We start from the raw sequence: 8,796 nt of genomic DNA, 5'->3' as shown, positions 1-8,796 counted from the left end.
TCTAATTCTCGTTCACCGGAAACTTCCCCAACGAGAGTTAGTCTAAACTCCAGTAAGAGGGAAGAGGGAGAAAGTCCTGTGTTCTTGATAGGTATGCAAACCGCCGTAATTATACCCACTTACTTATTAAAGATATTTTAATTATACTAACAAATTAATAATATATCTAACATTTAATTACTTATTTTATTTTTTTTATTATAGGAAGCTTTACAATTTGAGTATGGTTTTTATTAATTATGATTATGCTTCAAATAGACGTTGATGATATTTGGGAAGCTGAAAATTTATCTTTAGAATTATATGGAGATTCATCTGATGAATTATTTGCTGAAATTGGAAATTGTGGTGGAGATTTAGAAGAGGGGCTTAGTCATGTAGATGGAGATGTAGAACCCGATTCTATTTTCTTTGGTCTTAAAGAAATGTTTTGTGAAAATAATTTAGTAAAGGAGATACAAGAGTTCAGTACTGTAGAAGCTTTAGCAGCTTTTATTTTAGGGGCCTTAGCAAATAATCAAATATTTAAGTTTATGGCTAAAAATGTCAAACAAGGATTTGCTATTATTTTAGCTATTTATATTTTAAAGGAAGGAATTGACAAAATATGTAGTGATTAACCATAAAAATTTTACACCTCAACAGTTAAAAAACTAAACCCACTATTATAATAGTGGGTTTAGTTTTTTAGTTTTTGTTAGTTCAACTACCAAAAGATGTGCTTTTCGATATAATGACCATTCTCGTCGTGTTTTGGTTATTTTCCATGCTTTTTCTATAGTTTTGGGTATTGACAGAATTTCATTATACAATTATTTAATTGCAAGAACTTCAAGTTCTGTTAGGTAATTTTTACGAATATCTGGTAATGGGAAGACTACTTGTTACCGAGCTGGGAGGTTTGGTAGATGTTCGGTATGCTTCTGGACTTTAGACTAAATTTTGGGGTTTAAAGAAACTTCATAAAAAGCAATTAGGAATTGAAACCCATGCCTTAAGCACCAAAGAGCGTTTGAGATAGTCTTGGGCGATTTGATTATTTGTCTTTTTTGCCGAGTTTGGATTAGGGCTGCATTTTCCAAACTCTTCAAAAAGTATTGCGTACGCACAATTGACTCATAGCACTGGCTGAGGACAAGTGCCTTAAAAATTGCTGTAATGACTATTTATCAAGGGTTTCAGCTGAGTAAGTCAATGTGACTACTCTCGTTGGGGAAGTTTCCGGTGAACGAGAATTAGTCTAAACTCCAGTAATAACCGGATTTGGTATAAGTCCTAATTTGGTTAATTTGAGGGGCGGAGTGCGATCGCAAAATGCCTACACAAAATGCGATCGCATTTACAAATCCTAACTAGTCCCTGGGTTTAAGCTTCACCCTTCAGCAGTCAACAAAGAAATCTATTCCACAGTCACCGACTTCGCCAAATTCCTGGGCTGATCCACATCCAACCCTCGCCTTGCCGCAATGTGATAGGCTAACAACTGCAACGGAATCACCGCCAGAATTGGTGAAAGCAACTCCTCCACTTCTGGTACAGGTAACAAATCATTAAAGATATCCATCGCCTCTTTACCATTGCTCGGTGTCACCCCAATCAACCGAGCATCCCGAGCCTTAGCTTCCTGAGCATTAGAAATTACCTTTTCATAGACAGTACCAGGCATTGCGATCGCAACCACAGGCACCTTAGCATCCAGCAGAGCTATCGGACCATGCTTCATTTCCCCAGCTGGGTAGCCTTCAGCATGAATATAGCTAATTTCCTTAAGTTTCAGCGCCCCTTCTAAAGCAATCGGAAAATTAATCCCCCGTCCTACAAAGATAAAGTCTTGGGTTTCCGCAAAGTCATGGGCTAATTCTTCAATATACTTTTCTTGACTTTCCAGCACCTGCTCAATCTGATTAGGCAATTGCCGCAAGCCTGCCATAATTGCTTGAATTTTTTCAGGGGCGAGAGTATTACGTCGATCGGCTAAATCTAGCGCTAGACAATAAAAGGCCACTAACTGGGTCACAAAGGTTTTAGTAGCCGCCACCCCAATTTCAATCCCTGCCTGGGTATCAATCACATCAGGCACCAACTGAGCCAAAGAACTTTCTGGTCGATTCGTAATTCCCAGCAGTCGGGGCTGATAGAGAGGGTCTAATCCACTGCGACGGTGTTTTTCCATCTCCAGTGCTGCTAAGGTATCAGCAGTTTCCCCAGACTGAGTTACCCCAATGGTTAGGGTATTCTTAGTTAACGGACCTGGTGCATAACGAAACTCAGATGCATACTGCACCATGGTAGGAATTCCTGCCAACTGCTCCAACAAATATTTACCCACCAAACTAGCGTGCCAACTGGTTCCGCACGCCAGAATCTGAATCTGTTCTACATCCTCGTACAGTGACTCTGGTATGCCTAACTGAACTGGGGAATTAGCCAGGTCTGCCTCTGTCTGTGTAGGATTAGCATGCCAATTACTATTGAGATACCGCTCGAAACAGTTGCGCACTACCCCTGGTTGCTCATAAATTTCCTTAAGCATAAAGTGTCGGAATCCTTGCTTTTCCACTTGAAAGGGATTCCAACTGAGGGTACGGGGGAACTTATTCAACCGACGACCCTCAAAGTCGTAAACTTCTGCCCCTAGGGGAGTTAACCGTGCGATTTCCCCATTGTCTAAGTTCAATACTGCCCTGGTATGGGGTAACAATGCTGGGGTATCTGAGCCAAAGAAAAATTCCCCTTGACCAAACCCAATAATCAAAGGAGCCTGTTGCCGCACTCCAATCAATTCATCAGGATAGTCAGCACAAAGGATAGCTAGGGCAAAAGCTCCCTCTAATCGATTCACTGTTTGCCGCACTGCTTCTAGGAAAGGAGAGAAGAAGGAAGAGGAAGAAGCAGAATTTTGCTGTAAACACTCAGCAATTAGATGGGGAATAACTTCCGTATCGGTATCGGAGCGGAATTCATGTCCCCGCTGGATCAATTCCTCCCGCAATTCCCGGTAGTTTTCAACAATGCCATTTTGTACCACTGCCACCCGCATTGCCATGTCCATGTGGGGGTGAGCATTATACTCTTCCGGTTTACCATGGGTTGCCCAGCGCGTGTGTCCAATGCCAATGCGTGCCTGGTTTTCTATTTGTACCAGTTTTTCCCGCAAATTGTGCAATTTTCCCTTAGCACGCACACAATGAACGTCCCCTTCCGAGACTGTAGCAATTCCAGCAGAATCATAGCCTCGATATTCGAGTTTCTCTAATCCTGCCATTAAAATTTCTGTAGCGATTTGCGGACCGATATAGCCGACTATTCCACACATAGTGTTGACTTTAGTAAGTAAGCATAATACTCAAACTATAGCCGTGCTAACAGTGGAGTGTCCTGTGTTGACGGTTGACCGTCAACGGTTGACCATCAACGGTCAACCGTCAACATCGGATAGATTGCTACGTTAATGCTTAGTAAGCCAAGCCCATGCTGCGAGTTGTTTCAGCTCCCAGGTAAACCCGGATGCTCAAGAAGTCAGTAGGACAAGCAGTTTCGCACCGCTTGCAACCAATACAGTCTTCTGTACGAGGAGAAGAGGCAATCTGACCAGCTTTACAGCCATCCCAGGGAACCATCTCCAATACATCTAGAGGGCAAGCCCGAACACATTGGGTGCAACCAATACAGGTATCGTAAATTTTAACGCTATGAGACATTGATTTAAGAACTCCTACATTTTTTTATCGGACATTGCGGAAAAACCGCTGACCTGTCTCCTTGGGAAAATTGGGGATATTCCCGATGATTCCACCAGGATTATCTTTGCCTAGGTTCGTGCTTGTTGGCGTTTCAGGCAAACGACAGGGAATTTTAAGGATCAAGGGCTAGTTTACCGCAGGGTTTTGATAGTCTTGCGCCAGAGGTTACAGAACTTTAAATTCTTTAATATATCAGTATCAGAAACTATTGTGTGATCGAGCCTAATCTATGGGTCAACCTCAGGAAGAGCGATAACGGGGAAACCTTGGTAATTCAATAGACGCTAAGGATTTGCGCCCTTTGGAGGGACGTAGGGGATAGAGTACTGGTGATGGCGACTTACCCTGAGACGGAAATACGTCATTGGTCTGATTTGACTGTGACTCAGCCTCTATGATATCTTCTGGCAATTCCTGACTCGATGGATTTGCTTCAGGCTCCAAGGTCTGAGTATGGTCTGACCTACTGGTTTGCTCAAGGTCACTAGTCAATTCAACGGTTTGGTCAGATTCATCTGAGTTAGTCGTTTCTAGTTCTGATCTGCCATCGACTTTGGCATTAGCCGACTCTGATGGCAACTCCGACAACCCAAATTCCTCTGCCAGGGCAGACATTTGCTCAATTAACTGTTGTGCTACTTCTATCTCTTTGGCTGTCACATTTTCAGGGGAGATTACCTGAGTTTGCCCTGGACCCGAGGCATCTGCTGGGGATATAGGATCAGTTTGGTTAGGTTGGCTGCTGTCAACCGATAACGCTTCTGTGGTAGATTGAGACTGGACAGAAGAATTACCAGTACTGCTGAAAATAAATTCTTCTGCAAATAACTCTGGGTCAGCAGACCAGGGTCTAATCGCCTGGGCTTTTTGTAGCAGAGATTGCTGAGCAATGATGCTCCGACTCTCTTGCTGTTGTAGTACAGAATTCTCAGAGGCAGGCATTTCCAGACACTTTTCTAAGGCTACCTTAAATTGCAAGGTTTGCTGTTGTTGTCGGTATAGACGGGTTCTAAGTTCTCGACAGGTATCTTTCAATTGCACCAGCTGATGAGATTGTTCGTTGTAGCGCTGCTGGGTTTGGGAATAGTCCTGTTCGAGTCTGGCAACTTGATCCTGAGAGCTTTGTAACTGTTCTGATAAGGTTTCAACCAAAATTTGCTGGCGTTGACCGGATTGATGGGATGATTCTAGAGTGTGGAACAAACGGGTTAATTGGTCTTGAACTGTATTGAGTTCCAGATCTTTTGTGGACAGGAGTTTGTCGTACTCTCGCAATTGCTTAGCTTGTCCGTTTAACTCCTGCTGTTTTTCCTGGAGTGCTTGCTGCAGCTGGGTCACTTGCTGCTGTAAGCGATGATTGTCCAAGCGCAGTTTTTGGGCTAAGGCAAACCATTCACCATCCTTGGCTAACTGTTCCTCAGAAACATCAGCTATCTCAGTGTCAATATCAGTGTTATCAGTATCATCAGTGCCATCATTATCGGCTTCTGTAACTGATGATGCCATGGTGGTAAGGAGAGATTCTATAGTCTGTTCTAGTATTGACTGTTCAATAAGATTATCTATATCATCAGATACTATGGTGAAATCATCAGGTACTGGTGCGAAGCTGAGCATTTTTGGGTTATGGTCGGTCTGCTGCTGATCTGGCTTCTTAGTATCCTGGTTATCCATTTCGGTAGTAGACTCAGGAAGGGGAAGGTTATTGGGGTTTTCAGATTCACTCATTGCTCTTCATCAAGGGGTTCACAATTTCACCATTGGGGCAAGGAGCCAAAAAGTCAATCGCTCAAGATGATTTTAGTCTTGAGGGGCAACTTTGGGTCAAGATGCAGACTCTCGAAAGTGCCGATGGCTTGACATTGACTTAAGTTTGGGCGCAGATGGTTGAGATTACCTTACTACTTACTAACCCAAGAGTAATGCATAAAAATTGACTGGCTAAAAATTTTGAGACCAAAAATGGATGCTGATTAGAAAACAGGAGCTAGGGAGCAACACTTTAATACAAATGTACTATCATTGAGCAATGAGCTAATGCGTTCCCGTAGCGTGGCTGTAGACCAATCGCAATTTCAGTTTTTGATAAATCTGATTACTATATACCGTTTTACTATGAAAAACTAGCAGTATTTTCAATTAGCTAATTTGCAATAGTTTAGATATTAAATTAAGTCATTTATCGTTGATAATAGCATTTTATTTATTCAATTGTCAACTAGTAAAATCTCAATACCTTCATCTGTTTTAAGGACAGAGCAAGGGATTACAGAGAGGGCAAAGTTTTGCTTGAAATGAGACGAAGCTGGATTGATATGAGAGTCGGAAATAACCCCTGGTTGATAACCAGTCAAAAAAGGGATTGACCTTGGCCAAAAGGCCACGCTACGCGAATGGTCACGCTAAGGGATTGACCTTGGCCAAAAGGCCACGCTACGCGAATGGTCACGCTAAGGGATTGACCTTGGCCAAAAGGCCACGCTACGCGAATGGCCACGCTACGCGATGCTCGGTACGAGCCGCTACGCGATCGCATAACCAGTATGGGGACGAACGTCTGGTGGGTGAAACCCTAGCACAATATCTGATTTGGGAACCCCTGCGGCGACCAGTTCTTCTGTGATGCCATCTTCGATACCATCCCGTTGAATCCAGATTTTTCCATCAATAATCTGAACATGCGTAATGCAGCCGTGGACTCGACGTTTGCCATCCCAGCCAACAACCATGAGCATAAAATGATTGTTCAGACAATCGGCAATGGCATAACTTTGAATATCGCCGTGACTGTAACTAATCCGAGCTTGACACTCCCCGGTCTAAAGACGCGGGGATTCTTCATTCAACGAGCCAACTTGCTCAATCAGGCCGGAACCAGAAAGAGTAGAGGTCGATTCTCCTGAAGCGTTGGGATAATGGATCCAGGTTCCGGTGTGCCGGAAACGAAACCTTAGTAGAGTGGAGCCTTAGTTAATAAGTTTTGACCCTTTTTCTCATAGCCAGTCCCCTGTAAAGGCTCCACTCTACTTACGGTAACTTCAAACCCCACCGTACCCAAGGCTCTTTTTAGGATGTTGATTGCAGCGTTATGGTCTCTATCAAGTTCACACCCACATTCGCACACGTGAGTTCTAGTCGATAATGACTTCTTGACTATTTCGCCGCACTCTGAGCAGTTTTGGCTTGTATAAGCAGGATTTACCGCAACGGTGACCCTACCGAATTTTTGGCCAAAGTGCTCCAACCATTTTCTAAATTGATACCAACCTGCATCGTTAATAGATTTAGCTAGACAGTGATTTTTAACCAGGTTTTTCACTCTTAAATCTTCATAGGCGACCAGGTCGTTAGACCGGATTACGCAACGCGCCGGAGACGAAACCTTAGATAGTGGAGCCTTTATGGGTGTTCGGCTTTGCATAAAAGGGTTAAATCTTTTGTAATAAGGCTCCACTATCTTACGGTAACTTCGTTCCCAGTCTCTTGGCATGTTCTTTACGTTGCCTACTTACTTTAAGGTGATGCCTACCTAATCTATTGACGGCTTTCTTACGGTTGGATGAGCCTTTCTTTTTCCGGGAAACCCGGCGTTGATAAAATTTTAGACGCTTTTCTCCTTTTCTATAAAAGCGGGGATTAGGTTCAGAGTGACCATCAGAATCAGTGTAGAAGTCTTTTAACCCAACATCTAATCCGATAGTTGTTCTAGATGGTTCCAATTCTTCTTTTATGTTTACTGAAACACAGAATTGGACATAGTACCCATCAGCTCTTTTGACTATGCGAACCCGTTTTATTTGTTTTTTGTCAAAGCGCCACAAGTCCCAGGTACCTTTGAGCTTTAGTCTACCGATTCCTTTCTTGTCACTAAAGGTGATTGATTTTTTGTCAGGGGACAACTTCCAACCTGACTGTTTGTATTCAACCGTTCGCGCAGCGTCGGCTACGCCGAATCTACAGTGTTTTTGAAAACGGGGAAAACCTTTCTTCCCTGGAACTTTTTTCTTACAGTTTTCAAAAAAGCGAGAAATTGATGACCGGAGATGAAACCTTAGAATAGTGGAGCCTTTATAGGCGATAGGCTATGCAGAAAAGGGTTAAAACTCATGAAATAAGGCTCCACTATTCTTACGGTAACTTCTAACCATGCTCTCTCGGCAGCAGCCTGTCGAGCGGTAGAGTTCAATTCATTAGCAAAAGGGAATTCCTTTGCCAGTATTTGAGAATACTTACTAAGGTCGTACTTCCCTGTACCTTTGTTGTCTATCCATAAACGAAGGCAGCTATTTCGGATAAATTTAACTGTCCGAATTGCCTCGTCTATAGCTTGATACTGAATGGGCTTACCGTAGGCTTTTAACTCTAGAATAATCATCAGAAATCGACCTCAATTTAGACACTTTTATAATAACAAACTTGGCGTAAACCGTCAAGTCTTGCCTGATATATTTTCACGGCGACTAAAGTCGCTGCCTGGCTTTCATCCCGGAGACGAAACCTTAGAATAGGGCAGCCTTAATCATAAAGTTTTAAACCTTTTATGCATAGCCGACCAACCATAAAGGCTGCCCTATTCTTGCGGTAACTTCTAACCCGGTTTGAAAACACGAGGCTTTCAGCCTGGAGCGTTTCCGTAACGCTCTAGAATTTCTCGAATTAATCTGGAATACTCATCTAATCTATCCATTCCAAGATTTCCTCCCCGTTGGCATCAAAAACTAGCAAATTTAACTGATTGCTATCAATAGCAATTCGAGCAATTTTATCTTGAAAAAAATCTAAGTAAACTGCATTGCGAATCCCTAGATATAATCTTCGATATCGATCGTAACTTGATCACGCTTTAGGAATTGGTAACAAGCATAAACTTTGAATCTTGAAATAAAACGTTACACAAACCGCTAGATTTTTACGATATTGCTTTATATCCTAATGAGATACACAGGATTTTTCACCTATTGCCTATTGCCTATTGCCTATTGCCTATTGCCTATTGCCTATTGCCTATTGCCTATTGCCTATTGCCTATTGCCTATTGCCTATTGCCTATTGC

The 8,796-nt window shown here is 42.6% G+C and carries 7 protein-coding genes and 3 pseudogenes; 2 read left to right on the top strand and 8 right to left on the bottom strand.

The genetic code is table 11. From position 1 onward, the window contains the following. Window positions 1-239 precede the first annotated feature (239 nt). Window positions 240-620, top strand: a complete 381-nt coding sequence (locus F6J94_RS25200; RefSeq protein WP_293045164.1) for a hypothetical protein — start codon at window positions 240-242, stop codon at window positions 618-620. Window positions 621-1,399: 779 nt separating this feature from the next. Here F6J94_RS25200 and glmS read toward each other — a convergent pair. From glmS to F6J94_RS25180, 4 genes are all read right to left on the bottom strand, one after another. Then, window positions 1,400-3,316, bottom strand: a complete 1,917-nt coding sequence (gene glmS / locus F6J94_RS25195; RefSeq protein WP_293045161.1) for a glutamine--fructose-6-phosphate transaminase (isomerizing) — start codon at window positions 3,314-3,316, stop codon at window positions 1,400-1,402. A 139-nt stretch (window positions 3,317-3,455) separates the two neighbouring features. After that, window positions 3,456-3,701: a photosystem I iron-sulfur center protein PsaC gene (psaC, locus tag F6J94_RS25190; RefSeq protein WP_015145320.1), complete on the bottom strand. Its 246-nt coding sequence runs from the start codon at window positions 3,699-3,701 to the stop codon at window positions 3,456-3,458. Window positions 3,702-3,725: 24 nt separating this feature from the next. Continuing rightward, window positions 3,726-3,866, bottom strand: coding sequence for a hypothetical protein (locus F6J94_RS25185; RefSeq protein ID WP_293045159.1), 141 nt, complete (start codon window positions 3,864-3,866; stop codon window positions 3,726-3,728). 117 nt (window positions 3,867-3,983) lie between these two features. Continuing rightward, window positions 3,984-5,471, bottom strand: a complete 1,488-nt coding sequence (locus tag F6J94_RS25180; protein WP_293018168.1) for a hypothetical protein — start codon at window positions 5,469-5,471, stop codon at window positions 3,984-3,986. Window positions 5,472-6,111: 640 nt separating this feature from the next. Between F6J94_RS25180 and F6J94_RS25175 the strand changes: the two genes are divergently transcribed. Continuing rightward, window positions 6,112-6,366, top strand: a complete 255-nt coding sequence (locus F6J94_RS25175) for a hypothetical protein (protein WP_293045157.1) — start codon at window positions 6,112-6,114, stop codon at window positions 6,364-6,366. On the opposite strand, the gene F6J94_RS25170 is transcribed toward F6J94_RS25175, so the two are convergent. From F6J94_RS25170 to F6J94_RS25155, 4 genes and pseudogenes are all read right to left on the bottom strand, one after another. Continuing rightward, entirely contained in the window at window positions 6,266-6,541 is a 276-nt protein-coding gene (locus F6J94_RS25170) for a XisI protein (RefSeq protein WP_293045166.1), read from the bottom strand. The two genes, F6J94_RS25175 and F6J94_RS25170, sit on opposite strands and share 101 nt — an antisense overlap. A 152-nt stretch (window positions 6,542-6,693) precedes the next feature. Further along, window positions 6,694-7,822: pseudogene (locus tag F6J94_RS25165) on the bottom strand (RNA-guided endonuclease InsQ/TnpB family protein). 65 nt (window positions 7,823-7,887) lie between these two features. Further along, a pseudogene (locus F6J94_RS25160) lies at window positions 7,888-8,118 on the bottom strand (RNA-guided endonuclease TnpB family protein); the annotation flags it as partial. A 299-nt stretch (window positions 8,119-8,417) separates the two neighbouring features. Continuing rightward, window positions 8,418-8,558, bottom strand: a pseudogene (locus F6J94_RS25155) (element excision factor XisH family protein); the annotation flags it as partial. Window positions 8,559-8,796 lie beyond the last annotated feature (238 nt).

Origin of the sequence: Moorena sp. SIO1F2 (assembly GCF_010672755.1) — a bacterium.
In the GTDB taxonomy this organism is placed as follows: domain Bacteria; phylum Cyanobacteriota; class Cyanobacteriia; order Cyanobacteriales; family Coleofasciculaceae; genus Moorena.
The sequence above is the reverse complement of the archived record's forward strand: the minus strand, read 5'-3'. Positions and strand labels throughout refer to the sequence as shown.